A 26,289-nucleotide genomic window follows, 5' to 3' on the forward strand; every position below is an offset into this window, starting at 1 on the left:
TCTTTTTTCAAAAACATTGAGTGCTAGGCTTGTGTGAATTTGTGTGTTTTTAGATGTCAGAATAAAATTAATTAGCTCATTCTAGCAGTTTTCTGACCATTTTTCTTTGTTTTGGTACAATAAGTAGCATCATTTGGTTAGTTATTGTTTTATGCGTGTCTCCATTAGTCAAGATTTTAGATTCTAAAATTTTTTGTCTTTCTAAATAAGCTCGTTTTCTAGGTCTTTAGCTTACAATTAATATTTGATTCAGATATCTTGTAAAGCTTTTGTGTTAAGTTTTTGAATATGGAAGTAGTCCATTACTTGTCCTATGTGGAAAACATTTCTTTACAATCCATCCCATCTTTGTATCCACGATGATTGCTATTTCGATTTTTTTTGTGAATATTTTGTCTGTTATAGAGATTAAGTATTCGTTTTAATTCCAATAATTATAGGAACTATGAAATCCTTTTTCCTTCGCACCTTTGTAGGTTAAAAATGGTATGGAGTTCGCTGTTGAATAATGAATATGGAAGTAATAAACTAAAATCTAGTCGAGAGTCCTTTTGATCTCAACGTTTGGTCTTTCTTCTTTATGAATTGAATAGACGTCGTATAAATAAAGATAAAGTATTTTTACTCTTTTTTTTATAAGAAGACCGTTCAAAGTATTTGACCATAGTTTATGCTGCTAATAATTTGATTAGTTCAGTGTGAGAATTTTGTATTTATTTCTGATTTCGAAATACAAATATCAAAATGTTTTATTTCCCTGCTGTATTTAGATTTAAGCTTTTTTTCGGTCTTACTTCCGTCATTTTTGACCACTAACGACCTTTTCTTACCTTAGCTTTCTTTATTAGTGCAATAGTGTGAAGTTTTACTTGTGACATAGGTACTTCAACATTGGTTAAACGAGTCCCCATGTTTTGGCTGTAAATAATCTATTGATGATCAAATTCTTTAGATTCCAATGTAGTAAAAGAATTGACGTGTTTTTTATATTGTCCTTAAATTTTCACCATTAATCGCAAATAAATTTATAATTGTATTACAATCGATAGTTGTATTATAGATTAATTGCTTAAAAAAAAACACACATGTTAATTTATATGTGATACTTATGGTTTTTTGTTTTTTGATGATTTCCAATGAGTTTAGTAATCCAATGACGACGTTTAAATTAATGACAAACGTATCTCTAAGGGCAGAATCAAAAATAGTAATTTCATTTATAAATCTATTACATACTAATTCTACAGCATAAAACTTTTTTCTAGGTTTAGGTTTTGCAGAATTGACAGCAGAGAGTAATTAAAAGAAAAATACAAAAATATAAACTTTCAAATTTCTCTAGATGGAATAATAGATTTTGCTACAACGAAAAATATTTTTTTTGCGATTCGAAAAAAGCCGCTGATTACAATAAATTTTTTGACTTGTAAAATAAGAAATATCTATACGAGATGCTGAAAAAAAAGATGAGAATTTGTCGATTAGTCTTTTAAACCTCTTTGTGATAATGAAAAACTAGTGATAGTTGAAACCTTTATTGTAAAGCTATAAAAGTGCATAAGGGGGATTCTAAAACTCCAATTTCTTTTTTCTTAACTCGAAATTTTGTCCAAGATATACACGACGCACCATTTCGTCTTCGACAAGTTCTTCCGGAATACCCGCTTTTAGGATTCCACCTTCAAACATTAGGTAGGTTTTGTCGGTAATCGCCAAAGTTTCCTGTACGTTGTGATCGGTAATTAGAATACCGATATTTTTATTTTTCAGCTGTGCTACAATTCTCTGGATATCTTCTACGGCAACAGGGTCGACACCAGCGAAAGGCTCATCCAGTAAAATGAATTTTGGATCAGTGGCTAGACATCGTGCAATTTCAGTACGACGACGCTCTCCACCGGAAAGTAAATCACCTCTGTTGGTACGAATGTGTTCTAAGCTAAACTCGGCAATTAGGCTTTCCATTTTTGCCTCCTGTTCGGCTTTGGATAGTTTAGTCAATTGAAGCACACTTAGGATATTGTCTTCAATGCTTAGTTTTCTAAAAACGGAAGCTTCCTGTGCCAAATACCCAATTCCCTGCTGTGCTCTTTTATACATCGGGTAATCCGTAATGTTCAAATCGTCCAGGAATATATTGCCTGAATTGGGTTTTACCAATCCCACAATCATATAAAAAGAAGTCGTTTTGCCGGCACCATTTGGACCTAAAAGTCCCACGATTTCACCTTGATTTACTTCTACCGAAATGCCTTTCACAACACTGCGTCCTTTATAAGTTTTAATCAGATTTTCGGCTCTTAATTTCATATTCTTTGGTTTAATCGTTAAACTGTAATACTGCTTATTCGTTTAACTGTTTAATCGTGTCAAATAAACGAATAAACAATTAAACGATTTAACTTCTTAACAAATTATTTGGTTGCGTTTTCTTCCAATGCTTCCCAAAATTCATAGGCTCTACGTAAATGTGGTACCACAATAGTTCCGCCAACAAGTGTTGCGATTCCCATTGCTTCCATCATTTCCTCTTTGGTAACACCTTCTTTGTGGCTGGTTTCCAAATGGTATTTTACGCAATCATCACAACGTAAAACTGCTGAAGCTACTAACCCTAGTAATTCTTTCGTTTTTACATCCAAAGCTCCTGCGGCGTATGCATTGGTGTCTAAATTAAAGATACGTTTTACAATTTTATTATTGTCTGCCAATAATTTTTCGTTCATTTTAGAACGGTACTCGTTGAATTCTTCTATTATATCAGCCATTTACTTTTTTTTGATTTTTTACTACTATTTTTGAAATTAAGATACTCGCTTCATAAATTAACAACATCGGAATGGTTACAATGATTTGGCTTACCACGTCCGGAGGCGTTACAATTGCGGCCACAATCAGAATGATAATTACGGCATATTTCCAGTATTTTCTTAAGAAATCCGGCGTTACTAAGCCTAGTTTGGTTAGGAAATAGATGATTATTGGTAATTCGAAGAACAACCCGCAAGCGATCACACTTGTTTTTACGAGACCTATGTAGGAATCAATACTAAATTGGTTCTTTACTACATCACTGATGGTGAAAGTAGCGAAAAAGTTGACAGACATCGGTACGATTACATAATAGCCAAATAATACACCCAAGAAGAACAATAATGAAGACGAAAAAATAAAAAGTTTCGCATGTTTTTTCTCTGAATCGTATAAAGCAGGGCTGATGAATTTCCAAACTTCCCAAAGTATAAAGGGAAAGCCGAGAATGAAACCTGCGGTGATACAAGTCCAAATCAAAACATTAATTTGGCCTTCCATATTTGTATTTTGGATAATAAAAGGCATATCTGTCACGCAAATGCTTTCAGCAAAACCCAATTGATTGGAAAGGTCGCAAAAGAAACGATAGGTTATGAAATTAGCATTTGTGGGACCAAAAATAACAACATCAAAAATGTAATCACTTATAAAAAAAGTGACGGTGGCCAAGATTAATATTGCCACCGTGCTTCGAACCAATAACCATCTTAATTCTTCAAGATGATCTAAAAACGACATTTCGTTTAAGTTTTTTTTTGTCATTATACTATTCCTTCTTTTAAAATATCATGTAAATGTAATACGCCTTTGTATTCGCTGTCGTCTACAACTACTAATTGTGTGATGGAAAAATCTTCCATTATATTCAATGCGTCTACTACCATAGCGCTGGAAGTTGTTATTTTTGGATTTTTTGTCATGATGTCCTTTGCGGTCAAATTGGCAAAAGTGTCTCTGTCGCTCAACATTCTTCTAATATCACCATCGGTAATAATTCCGATTACTTTGTCATTTTCAACTACCGCGGTCACACCAAGACGTTTTTCAGAAATTTCGAAAATCACTTTCTTGATGGATGCATCTGGTGAAACCATTGGTTTTAGGCTGTGTTCCAACATGTCCTTGACGCGCAACAATAATTTCTTGCCCAATGCGCCTCCTGGATGGTAAATTGCAAAATCTTCGGGTTTGAAATCGCGCATTTCCATCAGGCAAACGGCAAGTGCGTCTCCCATTACAAGTTGTGCAGTGGTGCTGTTTGTAGGCGCCAGATTGTTCGGACAAGATTCCGCATCGACTGTGGTGTTCAGAACAAAATCAGAACCTTTAGCTAAAAAAGACGTCATGTTTCCGGTTATTGCAATCAAGGTATTTCCAAAACGTTTTAATAGCGGAACCAATACTTTTATTTCAGGGCTGTTACCACTTTTTGAAATGCAAATAATAACATCCTCGTTTTGAATCATGCCTAAATCACCATGAATAGCTTCAGATGCATGTAGAAAAAGTGACGGCGTTCCGGTAGAATTAAAAGAAGCTACCATTTTTTGAGCAATAATAGCACTTTTTCCTATCCCGGTTACGACTAATCTTCCGTTAGAATTATAGATTTTTTGTGTCGCTTCAATAAAGTTTTCATCCAGAAAATCAGTGAGTTTAGCTATAGATTGGCTTTCCGACAAGATGGTTTTTTTGGCACTAGCCAATATATTTTCTTTAGTGATCAAAACAGAATGATTAAAATTTGTATGTGTAAAAGAAATTTGTACCTTTAGGTGTTGCAAATTTATACAAAATACCACATAATAAAGAATGAATCCAAACGAAATTGACATACACAAAGAATTAAAGAAGTATTTTGGCTTTAGCCAATTTAAAGGATTACAGGAGCAAGTCATAAAAAGCATCCTGAATCAACAGAATACATTTGTGATCATGCCCACTGGTGGAGGAAAATCACTTTGTTATCAATTGCCTGCTCTAATTCAAGAAGGAACCGCCATTGTGGTTTCTCCTTTTATTGCTTTAATGAAAAATCAGGTGGATGCCATCAGAAGTTTGTCTTCTGAAAATGGTGTGGCGCATGTTTTAAACTCTTCGCTGACTAAAACTGAAATTGCTCAAGTAAAAAAAGATATTACTTCTGGACTCACTAAGTTGTTATATGTAGCCCCTGAGTCATTGACCAAAGAGGAATATGTGAATTTCCTAAAAAACGTCACGATATCTTTTGTGGCCATTGATGAAGCACACTGTATTTCAGAATGGGGACATGATTTTAGACCGGAGTACCGCAATCTAAAGCATATTATCAAGCAATTGGGTGATGTTCCTATTATTGGTCTAACTGCTACAGCGACACCAAAAGTGCAGGAAGATATTTTGAAAAACTTAGATATGACTGATGCGACTACTTTTAAAGCATCATTTAACAGACCTAATTTATATTACGAAGTACGAACCAAAACGAAGAATATCGAATCGGATATTATTCGGTTTATCAAACAACATAAAGGGAAATCAGGTATTATATATTGCCTGAGCCGTAAAAAAGTGGAGGCTATTGCCGAAGTTTTGCAGGTGAACGGAATTAGTGCTGTGCCGTATCATGCGGGATTGGATGCTAAAACCCGTGCCAAACATCAGGATATGTTCCTGATGGAAGATGTGGATGTGGTTGTGGCGACAATAGCTTTTGGGATGGGAATTGATAAACCTGATGTGCGTTTTGTAATTCACCATGACATTCCTAAATCACTGGAAAGTTATTATCAGGAAACGGGTCGTGCAGGTCGTGATGGTGGCGAAGGTCATTGTCTAGCCTATTACTCCTATAAAGATGTCGAGAAATTAGAAAAATTCATGTCGGGGAAACCAGTTGCCGAACAGGAAATAGGATTTGCTTTATTGCAGGAAGTCGTGGCTTACGCCGAGACCTCGATGTCGAGAAGAAAATTCCTGTTGCATTATTTCGGTGAGGAATTTGACGATGTTACTGGCGAAGGAGCTGATATGGATGACAATGTCAGAAATCCGAAAACAAAAATTGAGGCTAAAGATGAAGTGGTGAAATTGTTGCAAGTAGTGCGAGATACCAAACATTTATACAAGTCAAAAGAAGTCGTTTTTACATTGATTGGTCGCGTTAATGCGGTTATCAAAGCTCATAGAACAGATACGCAGTCCTTTTTTGGATGTGGTTCAGCACATGATGAAAAATATTGGATGGCCTTGTTGCGACAAGTTCTGGTTGGCGGATTTTTATCTAAAGATATTGAAACATATGGTATTGTAAAAATTACGGATAAAGGATTGGATTTTATAAAAAATCCGCAATCGTTTATGATGTCTGAAGATCACGAGTACAATGAATCAGTGGATGAAGCGATAGTCACTGCTTCTAAATCTACAGGAGTTGCTGATGAAGTGCTGATGGGTATGCTGCGGGATTTACGTAAAAAAGTAGCCAAAAAAGTTGGTGTTCCTCCATTTGTGGTTTTTCAAGATCCATCGCTAGAAGATATGGCTTTAAAATATCCCGTTTCTCAAGAAGAATTGATAAATATTCATGGGGTTGGAGAAGGGAAAGCCAAAAAATATGGCAAGGAATTCCTGGAATTAATAAGCCGTTATGTAATTGAAAATGACATTACGCGTCCGGAAGATTTGGTAGTGAAATCGACCGGCGTCAATTCAGTGAATAAACTTTATATTATTCAAAATATTGACAGAAAATTATCTCTCGATGATATTGCTTCCGCTAAAGGAATCAACATGGATGCTCTAATTAAAGAAATGGAGCAGATTGTGTATTCCGGAACCAAACTGAATATCAAATATTGGATTGATGATATGCTTGATGACGATCAGCAGGAAGAAATTCACGATTATTTTATGGAATCTGAATCCGATAGCATTGAATTTGCCTTAAAAGAATTTGATGGAGATTACGATTTGGACGAGTTACGTCTGATGCGTATCAAATTTATCAGTGAAGTGGCAAACTAGTCGTAAAGTCGAAAGTCTTGAAGTCAAAATTTTTACCGTTTTGGTGTTTTTTGTGACATTTAGAACTTCGACTTTATGACTTTAGACTACATATAACTCTCCTCGATGCGGTTTCAAAGCATCTCGAACCTGAATCATGTTTTCATCCGTTACTACCATAAAAGCGATGGCTTGCATTTCGCTTTGAATTTCAAAACCGGTAATGTTCAACGGTAGTTTTTCAATTGCTATATATTCTTTCAAATGGATTTCGTGGTGTTCTGCTGTTTTTGCGGAAGCGGGTCCACGAAAATCCCAAATCAGTTTTATTTTTCTAGACATTTTTTCTAATATTAATCGGTGAACGGTTTAAATGTTTACCTGTTTTTAAGGACAAAGTTACAAAGTCTAATTTGAAAACAAGCTAATTTGAAGAGTTGAACAACGGAATCTACTTTCAATAACAAGAATTCACTACAAAATACTACTTTTGTATCCATATTGTTGGACGGTTTATTAAAGTCTAACAATCTAAAAATCGAATAATCTAGAAAATGCCTCAAGAACTCTTATTACAAGTATCTCCAGAAATTGCAGCAAATGATGTTTTGCTGAAAAATCATTTATCGAAACAAATTAACGTTTCTGTAAATGAAATTCAGCATGTTTCCATCCTAAAAAGATCGATTGATGCCCGCCAAAAAGCCATTAAAATTAATCTTAAGGTTTTGATTTTTATGAAGGGCGAACCTTTTCAAGAGCAAAAACTACAACTTCCAGAATATAAAAACGTTTCTTCGGCTCAAGAAGTAATTGTTGTTGGCGCAGGACCTGCCGGACTTTTTGCTGCTTTGCAATTGATAGAATTGGGTTTGAAACCAATTGTTGTTGAACGTGGGAAAGATGTTCGTGGCAGACGACGCGATTTGAAAGCCATCAATGTAGATCATCTTGTGAACGAAGATTCCAATTATTGTTTTGGCGAAGGCGGAGCAGGAACCTATTCGGACGGGAAGCTATATACCCGTTCTAAAAAAAGAGGTGATGTAACCAGAATTTTGGAATTATTTGTTGCTTTTGGAGCTTCAGCCGATATTCTGATTGAAGCACATCCACACATTGGAACCAATAAATTACCACAAATTATTCAGGATATTCGGGAGAAAATCATCGAATTTGGCGGACAGGTTTTGTTCGAAACTCGATTGACTGATATTTTACTAAAAAATAATGAAGTGCAAGGTGTTGTTACCCAAAAAGGCGACACGATTCTTGCTAATAAACTTATTTTGGCCACCGGACATTCTGCTCGTGATATTTTCGAATTATTGGATCGAAAACAGATTTTTATCGAGGCCAAACCTTTTGCCTTGGGCGTACGGGCAGAGCATCCACAATCGTTGATAGACAGTATTCAGTACAGCTGCGATTATCGTGGGGAATTTTTGCCTCCGGCTCCATATTCTATTGTGAAACAAGTAGGAGGAAGGGGAATGTATTCATTTTGTATGTGTCCCGGCGGTGTAATTGCACCTTGTGCCACGAGTCCCGGCGAAGTGGTGACGAATGGTTGGTCACCATCTAAAAGGGATCAGGCTACCGCCAATTCCGGAATTGTAATCGAATTGCAACTGGAAGATTTTAAGCCTTTTGCAAAATTTGGTGCTTTGGCCGGAATGGAATTCCAAAAAAGTATCGAACAACGAGCTTGGCATTTGGCAGGGGAAAGCCAAAAAGTTCCTGCACAACGCATGATTGATTTTACGCAAAACCGGGTTTCATCAGATATTCCTAAAACCTCTTATGTTCCAGGGACAACTTCGGTAGAAATGGGACAGGTTTTTCCTGGATTTTTAACACAAATATTGCGAGAAGGATTTACTGAATTTGGAAAATCAATGCGTGGTTATTTGACAAATGAAGCGATACTTCATGCTCCGGAATCGAGAACATCTTCGCCTGTACGTATTCCCAGAGATTCATTGACTTACGAGCATGTTCAAATAAAAGGTTTGTATCCTTGCGGAGAAGGTGCTGGTTATGCGGGTGGGATTATATCTGCCGCTATTGATGGCGAAAAATGTGCTTTAAAAATCGCTGAAGTTTTAAAATAATTATTTATAATGAAAAAATTCTTTTCTAGATTATTCAATAATAAGTCCACTGAAGATCAATCGTTACTTTCATTTGATTTTTTGAATGAAATTTATTCTTATTTATTTTATGAAAACCCAAATGTAAATTTTAAGCTAAAAGGGTTTTTTGATAAAATTTATATTAACAGATACAATTTCCCAGAATCATTTGACAACCCAAAAAGTAAAAGCGAATTAAAAAGTTGTGGCTTTACCACTATTTATGAAGTTTTGAATGAACTTTATGCAAAAATAAATATCGACCCCATTTCGCAGGAGTTAATCGATGAAAATTATCCAGTAGATTTTATCCATATTCAATTTTACAGTGATATAATCGGTGTAAATTCTACTTCAAAAAATATTTTACAAAATTTTATCTTCTTTTTTTGTTGCGAAGAAGGAAGTTCAGAGACAAATGGATTTAGACTTTTGTATTCAAACAATCGCTATTTTACCTTTTTTATTAGAAATTTACTCGATACAAAATTTATAGAAAACAACATTCCTCAAAATGAAATTGAAGAAAAAGTATTTCAAGATTTTGAAACCGTATTAATCGGAATTTGTCAACATTTAAAAATTGAATTACCAAAAACTATTTTAACTTCAAATTTATTACCCGAAGAAGTAACACAAAATCATTTTGAAGAGTTAATACGCCTAATTACTCGACATAAAATTGATGAAAAAGTCATAAAAAAACAAGCTAAGAAAATGTTTGGCAAATACAAAAAACCATCAGAAGACGATAATTTCTTTGATGATAATTATAAATTTTTAGAGAATGTAAACTGCTGGAATAGTGACTGGAAGTTTGATCCAGAAGATGCAGAATTCTTTATCTCTGAAATGATAGAAGAAGATTTTACTTTCGAACATCCTACCGAAACTTACAGTCATAATTTGTTCCCATACATACAAACAGCTTTAAGAAAGTATGATTTAGAGCTAATGAGCTTTGATACTCAAGGCGATAACTATTTGTTTTTTGCTGCTAATATTAATGAAATGAAGCGAATTCAAGAATTATCTCAAGTAATTGATATTAAGATAGACATGTTGAAATAATTTATTTTTTGAGACAAAAATGGTGTTTTATAATCATCATATACTTTTAAGTTTTTCTACTAAATCTATCGCTTTTTTATAGTGTTTTTTTAGTTTTTTTAAATTTGATGTTATGCTTTTTTGTTATGTTTTAGCTCTTTAGATTCTTAGATACTAAAGACTAATAATGATTGATTTAGTACCTCTACTGTTTTTTATTTTCCAAAATAATTATTCATTCCCTGTTTGTATAGGTAGCTGTGGACTATCAGTATTCTTTTTTTGTCCATAATACAAGACGATAATTTTGTCTACTGATGATCATCCGTATTTATGTTTTTCTTTAATCCTAATTTTTATACATTTTCTTCTTTGTTTATTTCGATTACAATCTATAGTTATTAGTAAAATAATAATTGATTTATTTTTAAAGCACTTTAATTTTACTACCGAATCTATCTTTTAGAAAGTAGATTTAATAAGAAATCATAAAAAGAATAAATATGTTTGAAAAATTTAAAAAATCTGAAATTTTAATTTTATTATTGGTTATTGCGTTAATTTTTACTTCTGAATATTTTTATATTGTTTTAAAAGATCCACAGCGTGCTATTTTTATTGGTTTGTGGCCTCCAACAATACTAGGTCTTTTGATATTTTTAAATCTTAAACTCAAAAAGTAATATGGAAAATATAGAATTAATTATCATGACCGTAGTAGTGATTTTATGCTTTGTGGCGTTCTTTATCTCTACTTTTAACGAATTTGAAAAAGTTGAAAAAAAAAATTTGACGAGCGAAAATAGTAGAGGTATAATATCTAGATTCCTGGCATATCTAGAAAGTTTAGTAGCAGAATAGATAATTATTAAGATCTGATTATTAATCTTATTCCGCAGCGGTTCGTCAATTTCAAGCATAACTGCTCTGAATAATCCTGCGTGTAATTCCGTTTTAGTGCAAGCTTTTGTTGATTTTGATATTGTTTAAGACGACACCGCAGGATTAACTTGTTTGATAGTTTTTTTAAATTCTATTTTTAACTAAAGCTGCATTTATTTTATGAAATAACAATTCTCTTTTTGAAGTTATCACCGCTTTGATGGTTTTAAGGTGCTTTCTTTCGTTTGAATTGGTCTTATAGAACGGGATTGTTTTTTTTAAATTGAGGATAGCAACTTCGTAATCATGCCATTCTCCAAGCATTTCCGACAATACCGTTTGAGTTGAAATCAGTTTTCTTGATGGGTCAGTAGGGAAGATTTTCTCATTGTATTGGTACACTTTTAATCGTTTCCGAAAATTGTGCATTTCATTCTTTTTAAAAGCCTCTTTATGGATTCGTTTTTTTATCTCCTTTCTCGTTTTATTTCGGTAGCGATTTGCTTTATTTTTACATGTTTTTGCAAGAAAATCGGTTATTATTTGGTGTTTTTCTTTTAACTTTTTGATTAAGCGTTTATTTGCGAGGATGAAATATTTTTGTACTTCTTTGGTCTCAAGTTTTTTTAGTTGTTTAGGATATTTTTTTAGTAAATTAAAACTGGGTTGTTCCTCAAGAATGATTTGTTGCAGTTGAAGTTCTCTTACTTTTCCGGCTTGTTTGAAAATAATGCTGTAAGGTTTAAAGGTTTTTCGAGATTTAAAATTCTTGTTGCAAAAGTCAGTTAATTCAAATAGTGCTTTCATTTTCTTGATTTCAACTCGGAGTTCATGAAAATTTTCGACAGTATATGATTCGGGTGCTTTTTCCAAAATGAGGTTCAAAGCACTTTTTCTGGTTTTAAAATATGTTAGAAGTTCTTTCATGTCACAGCCTAATAATTGATTTGATTTTCTATAAATTCCTTATACGGTCTTTAAATCCTTTGTGTAAAAACAGTTCAAGTTATTTAAGTAAATTTACAAAAAAATGATTAAAAATTTATTTAAATATATGTAAATCAGTTGTTTATAGTTTTATCTTCATATAAAGGAATAAAAAAACCGAAAATCTCTTTTCGGTTGTTGTTTTTTTTAAATTTTAAAAATTTTCTGTTAAAAGGTTTTATTTTTTAGCATTCATTTCCATATAATCTATAGTTAAGTCAGACATCACTTTCATTCCTAATACAAAACTGCCCTCGTCAATATAAAAATCAGGCGTATGATGTGAGGCTGTTTCAGCTGGATTTTTGCCTTTAGGCATTCCGCCAAGGAAAAAGAAAAGTCCGGGAATCTTATCTTGATAATACGAAAAATCCTCTGCTCCAGTTGCTGCGGGTGCTAATATCACATTGTTTTTTCCGGCCACAGCTTCCAGTGTTGGTATCATTTTTTCGGTTAGTATTGGGTCGTTGTACGTGATCAATGTTTGTTTTGTAATGCTGATTTCAGCGGTGGCTCCCGCACTCTCTGCAATGTTGGTGGTTATTTGTTTCAATCGGTTGTGAATCATTTCCTGTACTTTTTTATCTAAGGTCCGAATTGTTCCTGCCATTTCTAGTTCTTCTGGAATAATATTGCTTCTTATACCAGAAGTAATTTTCCCAACACTGACCACAGCTGCTGACTCCGTTAGATCTACATTGCGACTTACAATAGTCTGCAAACCCAAAATTATTTGGGAAGCCGTAACAATAGGATCCACGGATTGCCATGGACTGGCTCCATGCGCTTGTTTTCCCTTTATTTTTATTTTGAACCAGTCCGATGAAGCCATAGCTCCTTTTGGGCGGTAATTGATTTTGCCGACTTCAGTATCAGCGCTAATGTGTAATCCAAAAATCACATCAACTTTTGGGTTTTCCAGAATACCTTCTTTAACCATTAGTGCAGCTCCGCCTTCTTCACCTTCGGGTGGCCCTTCTTCAGCAGGTTGGAAAATGAATTTTACTGTTCCTTTTAATTCACTTTTGATAGAAGCGAGGATTTCAGCTGTTCCCATCAGCATGGCAATATGCGAATCGTGTCCGCATGCATGCATGACACCTACTTGCTGACCGTTATATTCTCCCATTGCTCTAGAGGCAAAAGGAATATTTACTCTTTCGGTTACGGGTAATGCATCCATATCGGCTCGAAGAGCGACTACTGGACCGGGTTTTCCACCTTTTAAAATACCTACAACACCCGTTTTGGCTACGCCAGTTTGTACTTCTATGCCCAACAATCGCAAATGCGCTGCTATTTTTTCGGCTGTTTTAAATTCCCTATTTCCTAATTCTGGATTTTGGTGAAAATCTCTTCTCCAAGTAATAACTTTGGGTTCTAATGTCGCTGCTTTTTGAGCTACTTTGATTTTTAGCTCGGAATTTTGCGCTGTAGCAAAAATGGAATACGTAAATATGCCAGCATAAATAATAGTTTTTTTCATTAATTGTGGTTTGAATTTTGGTTGGGTAACAGCTTTATTTTAATTGAAATTTAGCCTATTTTGGTATTAAATAAAGTTGGTTTGAAACAAATATAGTAAAATTATTTTGCCTGAAGGGAATTTTAAATTGTGGCGTAAAGTATCTTTTTTTGAGTAGTATATAAAAAAAAACCGCCTTGTTTGTGAGAACAAGGCGGCAGCTTACGAATTTATTTTTGCTTCTTTAATTTGGTCTTAAATAGTTTTTCAAATTTTTCCATTTTGGGTTGAATTACCATCTTGCAATAAGGCTGAGTTTTGTTATTCTCATAGTAATTCTGATGATAGGATTCTGCTTTGTAAAATTTGGTCAGGGGTTCTATTGTGGTCACTATTGAGCTGTCATAAATCTTAGCTTTTTTCAGGTCATTAATAACTGTTTGTGCAGCTTTCTTTTGAACTTCATTTTTATAAAAAATGGCAGAACGGTATTGTGTTCCTACATCGGCACCTTGACGGTTCAATGTCGTTGGGTCATGCACGGTAAAAAATACTTTGAAAATTTCGTCGAGATTCGTTACGTTTTTGTCATATGTGATTTTTACCACTTCGGCATAACCGGATCTTCCCGTGGATACATCTTCATAGGTCGGATTCACACTTTTACCGCCTGCGTAACCTGATATTGCTGATTGCACTCCGTTTAAATTTTCATAAACTGCTTCCACACACCAGTAACAACCGCCGGCTAAAGTGATGGATTCAAGATTGGATTGTTTGGGTGCTTTACTTTGGGCAAACAAACTGGTTGTTGCCAAAAGGCACACTAAAAATAGTCTCTTCATGTTATTTGGTATCAGGAATAAAGTCAAGCGCGATAGAATTCATACAATATCTTTTTTTGTTGGTTCCGCCGTCATCAAAAAGATGCCCTAAGTGACCGTCACATCTTCCGCATAGCGCTTCAATTCTTTCCATTCCGAGAGAATTGTCGGTTTTATAAACCACACTGTTTTTATTGTCTTGTTCAAAGAAACTTGGCCAGCCACAATTGCTTGAAAATTTGGCGCCTGAACGAAATAGTTTGTTGCCGCAGGCCGCACAATAATAGGTTCCTTTGTCATCAGTATTCCAATATTTTCCTGTAAAAGGTCGTTCCGTATCCGCATTACGAGTTACCTCATATACATCTTCCGGCAGTACTTTTTTCCATTCGGCATCACTTACGTTGAGTTTTGTTGTATCCATGTTGGAATAATAGGGATTTCCGGGTTTTTTTATAGTATTTTCCACTGCGATTGTTTTTTTTGTGTTTCCTTGTTTTTTTGTCGTTTGTCCACAGGCAGTGAAGATGAATAAAGGGAGCAAAAATAATAGGCTTAAAAAACGGCTTGCTGTTCTCATAATTTTCTTTTTATACTACAAATGTAAAGTGCTTTTGAATCAAAATATGTCGTCTACATTGCAAATTAATAGTTATTTAAGTAAGTTTTAACTATCGTTATTTACGGGTAAAAGACAGTTCTGGATTTAGAATTAACAAAATCTTATCATTATAGAATCATTCGCATGTTGATAAGGTGTTTTTTGAAGCCTGCTTTCTCATAGGCCTTTATTGCCGAAGTATTGTCGTTGTATACATCTAGCCTCATTTCGAATACATCCTGAAGGTTACACCACTTTTTGAGTGCTTCAATAATTTTAGCGTTTACTCCTTTTCCTCTGTGATTAGCATCCGTGTACATAAATCCTAAATAAGCGTAGTTTAGATGATTCAAATAAGGCTTTGCGGTCTCTATTCGGGCATATCCAGAACCTATGAGTTCTGAATCAATTTCGGCTACTAATACTTCTATATGAGGAGCTGAAATCATTTTTTCAATATCGTAATAATTTATTTTTTCTTCTTTTAAAGTAGGGTCAAAAGGACGCTCGGCAGTAATAATTCCCTGTTCAAATTCAAGGAGTTTTTCTAAATCGTTTGGATGTGCTTTTCGGATAGTTATAGTGTGCATGGTACTGTTTGTAATTTGTTATAAAAATACAAAAGAATCTTTGAAAGTGGAGTGTCAATTTTATATTGGACAGCTATAAAATAATTCGGCTTCAACAAAACGAAACAGAACGTTAAAAGTGTTTTTAATAATATGTTTTTGGCAAGCAAAGTTTGTTGTTTATATAATAATGTACTTTAAGGATGCTAGTTCGATAATTAAGATGCTATCATAAATTATTATTTGAAGTTTTTTTTACAATATAAATTTATATTTGTTGTAAAATATTATTTATGAAAAGTGAAAGTAATTGGCATAAAATTAAAAAATGGATTTATAGAAATTTGGGATGGTTATTTATGGCAATATCATTATCGCTATTGATACTGTCTTTTTCTAAAATTGTTGAAAATGATAAGATAAACAGTTTGGTCGAAAAACTTGCTTTTGCATTATTATCCTCGGGAGTTTTTGCTGTAGTATTGAAATCAATTCAGTTTACGGGTTTATTTAAAGAAGAAATAGAAAAAGTTATTTTAGGATCTGATTTTATTAAAAACAGGAGAGATTTACCTGAATTATGGAGTTCAATTTCTAAGGAAATTTATAAAAGAAAATTTCCTAATATTAGTGATGAGTTAGAAAATCGAATTTTGGGAACATATTTTCCTACAAATTCTGATTATTATTATGAAGATTATGTAGTTACTATTAACATTGAAGGTATTAGTGATGATTTTGAAATTACATATACCCAAACATGTAAGTATAATGTGATATTAGATAAAGATATAAGTAAAGTTAATCTAACTCTTAAAACTTCAATTAAACAATTAGATGGATTGTCTGGAATTCAAAATGATTTAGAATTTTTTAAAATTAATGGTGAAGATGCAACTCCTAAAGAGGATGATGCTACCCTTGACGATGATACAGCAAAAAAGTTTACTATTCCTTTGAATGGTAAAGGTCCTTTTAAAATTCATTCAAAATTTAGAAGAAAATATTCTTTAAAGACAGAAAATTATAAACTTTTTAGGATGAATACTTTTACTAAAAATATGGATGTAACCATATCTTATCCTGAAAATGTTTGTGTTTCATTTTTTAATGTTGGGAATGTTAATTTCTTTGAAAAACAACATACTGAAATAAAAAATCAAATTAGTAGAAGTCATAAAAATGACGTAATTTTGCCATATCAAGGTTTTGGTATGAGTTTTGAAAGAAACAATTAACGAAAAATTATTTAAAAAAAATATTGTAATTAAATTAATATTACTAATATTGGATATTCAAATAAACCAATTATGAAAACAAAACAAATTAAAGGAATTGACGAGTTATCTTAAGATTTTTAATTTTTTATTATAAAAACCGTGATATTCACGGTTTTTTTTATTTAATTTTTTAAAATTTGGTTGTGAATTTTTTTCCGCTTCAACAAAACGAAACAGAACGTTAAAGCCCCCGTCCCTAATTATCTTTTTTGTATTTTTGACCTGAAATACATCGATATGTTAGAAGAAAACGTAATATTAGTTAATGAGAAGGATGAGCAAATAGGATTGATGCCTAAGCTTGAAGCACATGAAAAAGCCGTCCTTCATCGTGCTTTTTCGGTTTTTGTCTTAAACAGCAAAAACGAAATCATGTTGCAACAACGGGCACATCAAAAATACCATTCCCCTTTGTTGTGGACCAATACGTGTTGTAGTCATCAGCGTGAGGGAGAGACAAATGTTCAGGCTGGAAGCCGAAGATTATTTGAAGAAATGGGTTTTAATACAGAACTTAGAGAACTTTTCCATTTTATTTACAAAGCTCCTTTTGATAACGGTTTGACGGAACATGAACTCGATCATGTGATGATTGGCTATTATAATGAGGAGCCGGTTATCAATCCGGAGGAAGTCGAGGATTGGAAATGGATGAAAATTGAAGACGTGAAAATGGATATGGTCCTTCAGCCGACATTATACACGGTTTGGTTCAAAATTATTTTTGAAGAATTTTATCATTTTCTGGAAGAACACAAAAGTCCTTTGTCCCCAAATAACTTATAATTCATAAAATTTATGAAAGTTACCATTTCACGGAAAGCCCATTTTAATGCGGCTCACAGATTATATAGGAAAGATTGGACTTTCGAGCAAAATGATGCTGTTTTTGGGAAGTGCAATAATCCTAATTTCCATGGGCATAATTACGAATTGATTGTTAGTGTTACCGGCGCAATAGACCCTGAAACAGGATATGTAATGGATGTAAAATTTTTAAGTGATATTATCAAAGACGAGGTTGAGAATCAGTTTGATCACAAAAACCTGAATCTGGATGTTCCTGAATTTCAGGATTTGAATCCAACGGCCGAAAACATTGTGGTGGTTATTTGGAATAAAATCAGAAAAAAAATCAAGTCGGAATTTGAATTAGAAGTGGTGCTTTATGAAACGCCTCGCAATTTTGTAACCTATAAAGGAGAATGAAGGAACTAAAAGTAGGGGATACAATTCCCAATTTCAGAGCTAAAGATACTAATGGAATTGATTTTGACAGTGCAAATGTAGTAGGCCACAAACCACTTGTTATTTATTTTTATCCAAAAGACAATACGCCGGGTTGCACCGCACAAGCCTGCAGTTTTAGAGATCAGTACGAGGATTTTAAGGATCTTGGTGCGGAAGTGATAGGAATTAGCAGTGATAGTGTTGGCTCACATCAAAAATTTGTTAAGCAATTCAAGCTTCCTTTTATTCTTTTGTCGGATTCAGATAAAAAAATAAGAAAGCTTTTTGGTGTTCCCACCGGAATGTTCGGATTGCTTCCGGGAAGAGTGACCTATGTAACAGATAAAAATGGAGTGGTCCAAATGATTTTTGACAGTATGCTGGCAACAAAACATATTCCCAAAGCGCTAGAAGCCATTAAAAAATTAGTGTGATTTATTGCAGAAAGCTACCGGAAACCGATTCTGACGGATGTCAATTTATGCTTTGTCTTTTCGTTATTTCCCGGTTTCTATAAATGGAGATTTATTTTGTCTTAAACAATATGGATTTTTTATACCTTACGACTTCAAAAAAATCATCTGAATGAAACTTTATCCTTTACAATTTGAGCCCATTTTAAAAGAGAGAATATGGGGTGGCGAAAAACTAAAAACGCTACTTCATAAACCAATTACTTCTACTATCACAGGAGAAAGCTGGGAGCTTTCTACCGTAGAAGGTGACGTAAGTATTGTTGCAAACGGAGAATGGAAGGGAAAATCATTGACTGAATTAATCAATTCGTTCCCTGATGAAATTTTGGGAACTGCTGTTCATGCTCGTTTTGAAAAGCAATTTCCATTACTTTTTAAATATTTAGATGCACGAGAGGATTTGTCCATACAAGTTCATCCAAATGATGAATTGGCAAAAAAACGCCATAATTCTTTTGGTAAAACCGAAATGTGGTACATCATGCAAGCAGATGATAATGCACGTATTATTGTAGGTTTTAAAGAAAATTCAAATGCTGATGCGTATTTAGAAAACCTAAAAAATAAAACCTTACTTTCTATTCTAGATGATGTACAAGTACAATCAGGAGATGTTTTCTTTTTAGAAACCGGAACTGTTCACGCTATTGGTGCGGGGCTTGTGGTGGCTGAGATTCAACAGACTTCAGATATTACGTATCGATTGTATGATTTTGACCGTGTAGATGCTAATGGGAATACCAGAGAGTTGCATGTTGATTTGGCTTTGGAGGCAATTAATTACAATAAGGTAGAAACTAAAAAATCATATACCAATAAAAGCAATCAATCCAATACTGTGGTAGATTGTCCTTATTTTACCACTAACTATATTCCTTTGGACGGAGCAATTTCAGTTTCTAAATCAAGAGAAAGCTTTACGGTTTATATGTGTGTTGAGGGATCCTTTGAAATAGAATACAACAACTCAAAAACGCACTATATAAAAGGTGACACTGTTTTGATTCCTGCTGCGATGAAGGCATTCATTCTCAGTGGAAAAGCTTCAATTTTAGAAATTTACATTTCATAGTCGGTTATAGAAAGATTATGTGTACTTTTGCAGACGCAAATTAAAATTCAAATTTTAAAAAAATAAAAATGGCAAACATTAAGAATTTAAAAAAAGACATCAACTACGTTTTAGGAGATATTATTGAAGCAGTTTACTTGTTCGAAATTTCTACTACAGGAAAACCAACAACAGAAACTAACGCTTTAATTGACGAAGCTATTGCTGCTTTTGACACTTTGATCACTAAAGTGAACGTTAAAAATGTAGAAGATAAAAAAGCTCACTTCAAACAAATCAATGTTGAATTGGAACAAACTGCTAATCAATTGATTGCTAAAATCAACGAATTGTAGTCAAAAAAAACGCAAAAAAAGTTTGAATTTGTTTTGGAAAATAGAAATTCAGACTTATATTTGCACCCGTAATGAGTCGCCAGCGTAGCTCAGTTGGCTAGAGCAGCTGATTTGTAATCAGCAGGTCGTGGGTTCGAGTCCCTCCGCCGGCTCTTTAATAAAACCACTTAACTTTTGTTAAGTGGTTTTTTGTTTTAGACAAAATAACAATTTAATTGTATTTTTATGTAATGTGCTAATTTTTTGGTTAAATTTGGAATCTAACCTAAAACCAAATACGTTATGGAAGAGCATTCAGTTATTGAAAGTTTCGAGATGAAACTAAGTGAGTCAGCGAAAGACTTTTTGAAAGAAACCGCAAAGTGGGCCTATTTTTTATCCATCCTGGGTTTCATAGGAATAGGTTTTATTATTTTTGCGGCATTATTCGCCGGGACATTATTCTCCGCTATGGGCAAAATGAATCCTGCCATGGGCGCGATGGGGTCTTCTTTTGGGATTGTGATGGCAGTGGTGTACTTTCTAATTGCATTGCTTTATTTCTTTCCGGTGTATTACTTGAATAAATTTGCGTCAAATGCTAAAGCGGCCTTCAAAAACAACGATTCCGATACCTTGACAACTTCCTTAGAATATCTAAAATCACATTACAAATACATTGGAATCATGACTGTGGTTGTTTTCTCTCTTTACCTTTTAATGTTTGTAGGAATGATTGTTGCAGGAATTGCTTCCAGTACTGTTTAATCTGTTTATGGATTCTAAAACGCGTTTATTTCAGTTTTATACAGAATTTGAATCTACACCTATTTATAAATGCAAAACACCACAACTTTACTACAGATGTGGTGTTTATCGTTGGTTTATGCAAGTTTACAATCTATATGTTGAGGTTTACCTAAACAAGAGTTACATACCAGGAGTGTAAGGTACAGGCGTGTTATTATAAGCTGGGTTTGGAGATAAAGTAAAATTTATTCCGCCTCCAAAGCCATTTTCACCTGAATAAGTTCCTCCAATTTGTACATTTAAATTATCTGAAGGATTACCATTAGTATCCTTTAGACTTGCTATGCCGTCAATAGATAATGTTGACTTAACTCCAGCAAATGGATGGTTACCACTAACACCTCCATTAAATTCAACTCCAACTTTTTGATTTAAAATTGAATAGGTATAGCCATTATAGTTGGCAGCATGTATTAGTTCTCCTTTTGCTCCAAAAGTTGCAGTAAGATTTGACCAACCTGTATTAGCAATATTTGAGCCAACAGATCCTGTAATCGTAGGAGGCTTAATGCTACCATCAGGATTATATCCGCTTATTACTTTTACTCCCGAATTTATACTATTGCCAGCTCCTGGACCATAAGTCAAATTAATTATTGGTTTATAAATAAAGCTCTCTAAACTACCATCACGATTTACTTGTATATTAAGTGCATAGTTAGTACTATTGTCTGGACGTGAACCATCTGCTACATTAGTACTTAAAGTATAATTAGTAAAACTATCCTGACCAAAATTTAATGCGCTTTTCCAAGCTCCATTATTAAATTCTAATTTTGATGTATTGTCAGTAATGTTAAAAGTTGCTGTGGCTTTTGTAACTCCAAGATTTGTGTATACACTAACCTGCTCTGGTTTTATATCATTGTACTGGTACTGATAACTAACAGTAAGTCCTTTTTCACTAGGCCCTATTTTACTCATGTTTAGAGAAACCGAATTAGTTGCATTAAATAATTGGCGTGATGCTATGAGAGATACAAAACTTGAACTATTTGCATCTGGATTTTTTGTAACAGGAATAGCCACTCCTGTACTAACAACCGCATTTCTATAATTCATAAGGGATCCTGCATTAGCAGGTTTAGCATTTATAAAAGTGGTTAGTAGACTAACTATATTTGGGTCTGCATTAACATCTGTATTATAACGATTGCTTTTGAATGCTTGTGGTGAACTTGCCTCAAAGGCTGTTCTAAATGATTTGTCTAAAGATGGTGCAAGTTGCTTAATCCCATTATTCCAAGATAAATCTATTACACTTGTATTTACAGTGAAAACTTTCCCGTTTTCACCAATTATATCTTTAGTAGTTGATAAACCACCAAACCCACCTGAAAGAATTAAACTAGATGCAATTTCATAATAAGTACTACCATCAGAATTGGGACTTGTAGTATTAATAGCGGAATTAACTAAACCATTAATTGCAGTACCAATAGTTGGAGTTATATAGGAAGTGGCATTAAAAGTATTGTAGGCTTTAGAAATACTTTGTGAATTGGTAAGCGTAGCACCCAAGTTACCTGTTAAATAATTATTTATTGATGCTCTATTGGCTGTGGATAAGGAATTAACAGTATAGCCCTCGCCACTACTATTTATACTAATGCCACTACCAGATAAACTAGATGAGCTTCCAGTAAAACTAGAAAAAAAATTTGTTACACCAGTATAAGCCTGACCAAAGGTGTTTCCAATAGCATTAGCTCCGCTTATGAAGGCGTTTCCAATATCTGAAAAAATACCTTTAGGTTGTATTATGGGGTGGCCAGAACCTCCTCCTGTACTGCTTATATTTGTTGCAATTTGAGTTGTTAAATCATTCCAAAGTACTTGATCTCCTTGGGCAAAATTAAATTGGAAAAAGAAGAAAAATAATAACGCAATAATATATTTTTTCATTGTAATTATTTTAAGATTATTAATTTTTAATAATTTTTGATACATAAGTTTGCTTATTCGATATGATATTGCAATAATAGATACCATTTGCAAGGTCACTTAAATCAAGATTACTATCGCTAGAAAATTGCTTTATCATTTTGCCGTTTGAATCAAAAACATACAAAACATCTAGTTTCTCTTCGTTCCTACTAAACTCAATATTTAATGATCCTTTTGTAGGATTAGGATATACTACTACTTTGCCCTGTTCGGTTATATTGCTTGATTCTATCCCTTTGTTTTTTTCAAAATATACAGCAGAAGAGGCTTTTAGAAGGTATTCTATAAAATTCTTCTCTTGATTAACATAATAATCAAAATAAGCATCAAAAGAGCGGGGTTTAAACCAAGACAAATCATCTACTTCTGGAGGAAGAGCTTTTGTAGGAGTTGTAGCTGCTTCTGTTGGTGCTTTTTGAGTTTTTGACGAATTTATTTTTAAGGTGCTACCCACAATTTCAGGAATTAATTGCATAGTAATTACAGCGTCCTTATTAACAATAAAATCGCTAACGCCACCATTTGTATTTGTAAGAAAAATCGCTTTTTTTGAAAAAACAGTTAGATTGTCATTTTGTATAATTTTAGTGTTGTTAAATCCTGTAGTGCCTATGCCATTATATAATGCTGTACCTCCATTAAATGAAGCAACGATATCTGAATATTGCACATTCTTTAAAGCTTCGATTTGCTGGATTGCTGTTCCCGTTTGCCATAATATTTGTTCAGCAGCATTTACAATAACAAGATTACCATCATCCCTAATTCTTAATAATTTTGGGGTGTCCTGTTGTAATATTGTCTTATCCAGTATATAATCAAAATTTGATGCGTTAACGTAATTATTTATTGTTCCATTAGATGTGGTAGAATTAGCAATAGTTTTACTAGGGTTCAATTTCATACAGCTTTTAGATAAATCTCCAAACCCACCACATAAAAAATTCCAGAAAGGAGTTTCCCCTGGATATAGGTGCCAATAATTTGTTTGAGTTATTAATCTGTAGTTTAAATGTGGAAAAATTTGTTCGCCTGGAATATTATGGACACCATCAGTTCTAAAATCAAATACTAAAACTCCTGTAAAGTAACGAGTACTGCCAGCCCACTCATATCCCAAGGGGAATATTAAATCTGTTTTTACCAATATTTTTTTTAGAACGTTATCCCAAAGAACCAAAGCTGGTTTTATTGCAGGAGTAAATGCACAATTTACAAGAAGAAAATATCTCCCATTCGGAGATCTCAAATATTGTCCATTTAGCATGACAAACTGAGAGCTTGGATCAAGATTAACTCCTGCAGGAAGTTCAGAGCGCGCTCCAGGTATTGAAAGGTTAATTGCAGGTACTGGTCCAGCGATAACCTTTGTATTGAAACATAGCAAAACGAATAATATTAAATATATCTTTTTCATTTTAATGTATTTTTATTAAAATAGTTTCAATTTTAGATTTAAATAATTCTATTTCTTGTTTTTGCTCCTCATTTTTTTTGTTAAGTTCAATTACATATAAAGTGAGTTCCTCAATTTTTTCGAGCATCTTGGCGGTTATTGGAGCCATGTCTATTCCGTCACGATTTACTTCTGCCGTTGTTGGCATACCTTCTAAATGTTTGTTTTCTTGTATAAACAATGCAACTTGGGCAAGTGGTTTTAGCTTATAATTGTCGGCAAAAACATAATCTGCCCAGCTCCAATTTGCACCTCCAACAGCCGCGATTTTTACTCTTTGAGCAAGAACGGTACCATCTACAGCAAGATTACCATTGCTATAACCTGCAACTTTTGCAATATAAACCCCATTAGGTGCAGCCATATTTATTTGACCTACTGTCGCGGCTAACGAACCAATGTTTGTATCCCCAGCTACACTACCCATCCAGCTGCCGCTAGGTAAGTCGACAACGCTAGTTGTTAATGTTATTGCCGGTATCGCATGTGGTTGTGCATAAACCCCAGCAGAAACAAGCATTATCATTATTAAAATTCTATTTAGAATATTTTTCATAATTTCTTATTTTTTTATTTATAAATGATTATTGTTTTTTTAATTGAGCGTTTTCTAGTTTTAGTTGTTGTATTTCTTTGTTCATCTCAATCATATATAAAGTAAGTTCTTCGATTTTCTCAAATGCTTTTGTTGTCATGTCGGCTATGTTCATACCTGTTTTTTCAATTTCTTTTGCAGAAGGTACATTTGGCAAGTGGCGATTTGCATTTATGTACTGTTCTACTTCTGCAAGCGATTTTATTTTGTATGATTTTTCGAAAACATAATCAGCAAATTTAGTCCCGGCCATTGTCCAAAAACCACCTCCGTGTATTTCAGTTGCCCATACATTACCAGTAATTCCTAAATCTCCTTCTGCACCAATGCCACCGTTTACATGTAATTTAAAACCGTTGCCTGCAGTAGTAGGAGCTCCAATATCTACACGTCCTGAACTGTTTTGATAAATAAATTTATTCCAGCTTGTGGTTGCAGAATTTGCCGTTTTTCGAAAATAAAGTTCTTGGTCAAAAAAGCTTCCTGTAATTTGCATTGCATAATTATTTCCTATATTACTATGACGTGTATCTATAAGATGCCACCAGCTACTTGCTCCTGTTGGATAATTAACTGGGGCAGCGGTTTCAAAAAAACCGCTTTTTGCAGTAGCTCCTTGCTGTCCTGCATTATCTCTACTTTGTGTTTTTGTGCCGTTATTTCCAAAAATTATATCTCCACCAACAGTGAGGTTTTGACTAATATTTGCATTTTTAGCTACTTGCAAATCCCCATCTATTTTTGCACTTCCTGTAACATCAATTCCTAAATTGACTCCTTGAGTGTCTCTAAATTTTATTGCTCTAAACGGTGATGTTTTAGATAGTTCTATTATTCCTTCATTTTGTCCAGCATTATGAAAAGAGATTGATGCTGTTTGCCCTGTTGCATTTGTGTTTTCTGCAATTGCTACTGTATAATTTCCTCCTGAACAGCATTCTGCCACCGCATCTCTAGAAAATATACTTTGACCTACTACGTCTAATTTTGCTTTAGGCGTAGTGGTTCCTATTCCCACATTGCCAGTCAAATTTAATCCTGCTGTTGTGAGTATTCCTGAAACAGTCAAGTTTTTATGAATAAAAACATTGGCAGTTGCTTTTTCAATAGCAAGGCCTAAAACTCCTCCAACTGTGGCAGAATTTGTCCATAACCCCATATATTGCCCAAAATCTCCTACGAAAGAATTTTCAGCTGTATTTAGCCAAACACCACCAGATCCACTAGCATCCCCCGTTTTTATACGACCATTTACTTTCAGGTCAATAGAATTACCTCCTGCTCCAACTATATCTAGCTTCGCAGCAGGTGTGGTTATTCCTATACCTACTTTTCCTGTGCTGTTTTGATAAATAAATTTATTCCAACCTGTGGTAGCTGAATTATTAGTTTTTCTGAAATAGAGTTCTTGGTCAAAAAAGCTTCCTGCTATTTGCATTGCATAATTATTTCCTATATTACTATGACGTGTATCTAGAAGATGCCACCAACTACCTGCACCCGCGGGGTAGTTAAGCGGTGCATCGGTTTCAAAAAAACCACTCTTTGCTCCCGCATCTCCTCGTAGTCCTGCATCGTTTCTAGATTGTGTTTTTGTACCGCCATTTCCAAAAATCAAATCTCCTTTAACGGTAAGGTTTTTAGCGATTTCTACGTCCGTACCAATTTTTAATTGAGCATTTACTCCTAATGAAGTAATCACTAATGCTGCCAAGAGACATAAATTTTTAAAGTAATTTGTTTTTTTCATGATTTTCTGGTTAATAGTTTTTAAAAAAATAAATTTTTCAAAACT

At 33.9% G+C, this 26,289-nt stretch carries 25 protein-coding genes and 1 tRNA gene; 12 read left to right on the top strand and 14 right to left on the bottom strand.

Features of this window, described 5'->3' with window-relative positions:
- Positions 1 to 1,569 precede the first annotated feature (1,569 nt).
- The 4 genes from lptB to AC0J6S_RS08030 all read right to left on the bottom strand — a co-directional run bounded on the left by lptB (position 1,570) and on the right by AC0J6S_RS08030 (position 4,541).
- Entirely contained in the window at positions 1,570 to 2,310 is a 741-nt protein-coding gene (gene lptB / locus AC0J6S_RS08015) for an LPS export ABC transporter ATP-binding protein (RefSeq protein ID WP_113635311.1), read from the bottom strand.
- A 104-nt stretch (positions 2,311 to 2,414) separates the two neighbouring features.
- Positions 2,415 to 2,768, bottom strand: a complete 354-nt coding sequence (locus AC0J6S_RS08020; protein WP_072990064.1) for a carboxymuconolactone decarboxylase family protein — start codon at positions 2,766 to 2,768, stop codon at positions 2,415 to 2,417.
- On the bottom strand, positions 2,761 to 3,576 hold the full coding sequence (gene tatC / locus AC0J6S_RS08025; RefSeq protein ID WP_474956211.1) for a twin-arginine translocase subunit TatC: 816 nt from the start codon (positions 3,574 to 3,576) through the stop codon (positions 2,761 to 2,763). The genes AC0J6S_RS08020 and tatC overlap by 8 nt, the downstream gene beginning before the upstream one ends.
- Positions 3,576 to 4,541, bottom strand: a complete 966-nt coding sequence (locus AC0J6S_RS08030) for a KpsF/GutQ family sugar-phosphate isomerase (protein WP_474956212.1) — start codon at positions 4,539 to 4,541, stop codon at positions 3,576 to 3,578. Before AC0J6S_RS08030 ends, tatC begins: the two co-directional genes overlap by 1 nt.
- Positions 4,542 to 4,626: 85 nt before the next feature.
- On the opposite strand from AC0J6S_RS08030, the gene recQ reads away from it, so the two are divergent.
- On the top strand, positions 4,627 to 6,822 hold the full coding sequence (gene recQ, locus AC0J6S_RS08035; RefSeq protein WP_474956213.1) for a DNA helicase RecQ: 2,196 nt from the start codon (positions 4,627 to 4,629) through the stop codon (positions 6,820 to 6,822).
- 81 nt (positions 6,823 to 6,903) lie between these two features.
- Here the strand turns inward: recQ and AC0J6S_RS08040 are convergent, their stop codons facing one another.
- Positions 6,904 to 7,143, bottom strand: a complete 240-nt coding sequence (locus AC0J6S_RS08040) for a hypothetical protein (protein ID WP_474956214.1) — start codon at positions 7,141 to 7,143, stop codon at positions 6,904 to 6,906.
- A 212-nt stretch (positions 7,144 to 7,355) separates the two neighbouring features.
- Between AC0J6S_RS08040 and AC0J6S_RS08045 the strand changes: the two genes are divergently transcribed.
- From AC0J6S_RS08045 to AC0J6S_RS08055, 3 genes are all read left to right on the top strand, one after another.
- Positions 7,356 to 8,915: an NAD(P)/FAD-dependent oxidoreductase gene (locus tag AC0J6S_RS08045; protein ID WP_474956215.1), complete on the top strand. Its 1,560-nt coding sequence runs from the start codon at positions 7,356 to 7,358 to the stop codon at positions 8,913 to 8,915.
- Positions 8,916 to 8,924: 9 nt separating this feature from the next.
- On the top strand, positions 8,925 to 10,007 hold the full coding sequence (locus AC0J6S_RS08050; RefSeq protein WP_474956216.1) for a DUF6630 family protein: 1,083 nt from the start codon (positions 8,925 to 8,927) through the stop codon (positions 10,005 to 10,007).
- Positions 10,008 to 10,489: 482 nt separating this feature from the next.
- Positions 10,490 to 10,669: a hypothetical protein gene (locus AC0J6S_RS08055; RefSeq protein ID WP_474956217.1), complete on the top strand. Its 180-nt coding sequence runs from the start codon at positions 10,490 to 10,492 to the stop codon at positions 10,667 to 10,669.
- Positions 10,670 to 11,012: 343 nt separating this feature from the next.
- On the opposite strand, the gene AC0J6S_RS08060 is transcribed toward AC0J6S_RS08055, so the two are convergent.
- The 5 genes from AC0J6S_RS08060 to AC0J6S_RS08080 form a co-directional block, all read right to left on the bottom strand.
- The gene (locus AC0J6S_RS08060) at positions 11,013 to 11,795 is read right to left on the bottom strand and encodes a CHAD domain-containing protein (RefSeq protein WP_474956218.1); all 783 of its coding nucleotides are present in this window, start codon (positions 11,793 to 11,795) and stop codon (positions 11,013 to 11,015) included.
- A gap of 238 nt (positions 11,796 to 12,033) precedes the next feature.
- Positions 12,034 to 13,341 carry an amidohydrolase gene (locus AC0J6S_RS08065; RefSeq protein ID WP_474956219.1) on the bottom strand — a complete coding sequence of 436 codons (1,308 nt, stop codon included), beginning with the start codon at positions 13,339 to 13,341 and terminating at the stop codon, positions 12,034 to 12,036.
- 209 nt (positions 13,342 to 13,550) lie between these two features.
- Positions 13,551 to 14,165: a peptide-methionine (S)-S-oxide reductase MsrA gene (msrA, locus tag AC0J6S_RS08070; protein WP_474956220.1), complete on the bottom strand. Its 615-nt coding sequence runs from the start codon at positions 14,163 to 14,165 to the stop codon at positions 13,551 to 13,553.
- Between the two features lies 1 nt (position 14,166).
- Entirely contained in the window at positions 14,167 to 14,724 is a 558-nt protein-coding gene (gene msrB / locus AC0J6S_RS08075; protein WP_474956221.1) for a peptide-methionine (R)-S-oxide reductase MsrB, read from the bottom strand.
- 149 nt (positions 14,725 to 14,873) lie between these two features.
- Positions 14,874 to 15,335, bottom strand: coding sequence for an N-acetyltransferase family protein (locus AC0J6S_RS08080; protein ID WP_474956222.1), 462 nt, complete (start codon positions 15,333 to 15,335; stop codon positions 14,874 to 14,876).
- 272 nt (positions 15,336 to 15,607) lie between these two features.
- Between AC0J6S_RS08080 and AC0J6S_RS08085 the strand changes: the two genes are divergently transcribed.
- From AC0J6S_RS08085 to AC0J6S_RS08120, 8 genes are all read left to right on the top strand, one after another.
- A complete protein-coding gene (locus AC0J6S_RS08085) occupies positions 15,608 to 16,552 on the top strand; it encodes a hypothetical protein (protein WP_474956223.1) in 945 nt (314 codons plus the stop codon).
- A gap of 279 nt (positions 16,553 to 16,831) precedes the next feature.
- On the top strand, positions 16,832 to 17,380 hold the full coding sequence (gene idi, locus AC0J6S_RS08090) for an isopentenyl-diphosphate Delta-isomerase (protein WP_474956224.1): 549 nt from the start codon (positions 16,832 to 16,834) through the stop codon (positions 17,378 to 17,380).
- 12 nt (positions 17,381 to 17,392) lie between these two features.
- The gene (locus tag AC0J6S_RS08095; protein WP_474956225.1) at positions 17,393 to 17,803 is read left to right on the top strand and encodes a 6-pyruvoyl trahydropterin synthase family protein; all 411 of its coding nucleotides are present in this window, start codon (positions 17,393 to 17,395) and stop codon (positions 17,801 to 17,803) included.
- A complete protein-coding gene (locus tag AC0J6S_RS08100; RefSeq protein WP_474956226.1) occupies positions 17,800 to 18,258 on the top strand; it encodes a peroxiredoxin in 459 nt (152 codons plus the stop codon). Before AC0J6S_RS08095 ends, AC0J6S_RS08100 begins: the two co-directional genes overlap by 4 nt.
- Before the next feature lie 151 nt (positions 18,259 to 18,409).
- Positions 18,410 to 19,372 (top strand): type I phosphomannose isomerase catalytic subunit, encoded by a 963-nt coding sequence (locus tag AC0J6S_RS08105; RefSeq protein ID WP_474956227.1) that lies wholly within the window; start codon positions 18,410 to 18,412, stop codon positions 19,370 to 19,372.
- A gap of 68 nt (positions 19,373 to 19,440) precedes the next feature.
- Entirely contained in the window at positions 19,441 to 19,707 is a 267-nt protein-coding gene (locus AC0J6S_RS08110) for a hypothetical protein (RefSeq protein ID WP_474956228.1), read from the top strand.
- A 78-nt stretch (positions 19,708 to 19,785) separates the two neighbouring features.
- Positions 19,786 to 19,859, top strand: a tRNA-Thr gene (locus AC0J6S_RS08115).
- 130 nt (positions 19,860 to 19,989) lie between these two features.
- Positions 19,990 to 20,454, top strand: coding sequence for a hypothetical protein (locus AC0J6S_RS08120; RefSeq protein WP_474956229.1), 465 nt, complete (start codon positions 19,990 to 19,992; stop codon positions 20,452 to 20,454).
- Positions 20,455 to 20,616: 162 nt separating this feature from the next.
- Here the strand turns inward: AC0J6S_RS08120 and AC0J6S_RS08125 are convergent, their stop codons facing one another.
- From AC0J6S_RS08125 to AC0J6S_RS08140, 4 genes are read right to left on the bottom strand one after another with little or no spacing between them, the layout of a single operon-like run.
- Positions 20,617 to 22,446, bottom strand: a complete 1,830-nt coding sequence (locus AC0J6S_RS08125) for an autotransporter outer membrane beta-barrel domain-containing protein (protein ID WP_474956230.1) — start codon at positions 22,444 to 22,446, stop codon at positions 20,617 to 20,619.
- Positions 22,421 to 23,860, bottom strand: coding sequence for a T9SS type A sorting domain-containing protein (locus AC0J6S_RS08130; RefSeq protein WP_474956231.1), 1,440 nt, complete (start codon positions 23,858 to 23,860; stop codon positions 22,421 to 22,423). The genes AC0J6S_RS08125 and AC0J6S_RS08130 overlap by 26 nt, the downstream gene beginning before the upstream one ends.
- Before the next feature lies 1 nt (position 23,861).
- Positions 23,862 to 24,455 carry a hypothetical protein gene (locus AC0J6S_RS08135; protein ID WP_474956232.1) on the bottom strand — a complete coding sequence of 198 codons (594 nt, stop codon included), beginning with the start codon at positions 24,453 to 24,455 and terminating at the stop codon, positions 23,862 to 23,864.
- A gap of 28 nt (positions 24,456 to 24,483) precedes the next feature.
- Entirely contained in the window at positions 24,484 to 26,244 is a 1,761-nt protein-coding gene (locus tag AC0J6S_RS08140; RefSeq protein WP_474956233.1) for a hypothetical protein, read from the bottom strand.
- Positions 26,245 to 26,289: the final 45 nt, after the last annotated feature.

It is taken from the genome of Flavobacterium sp. TS_SC_5 (assembly GCF_056156265.1).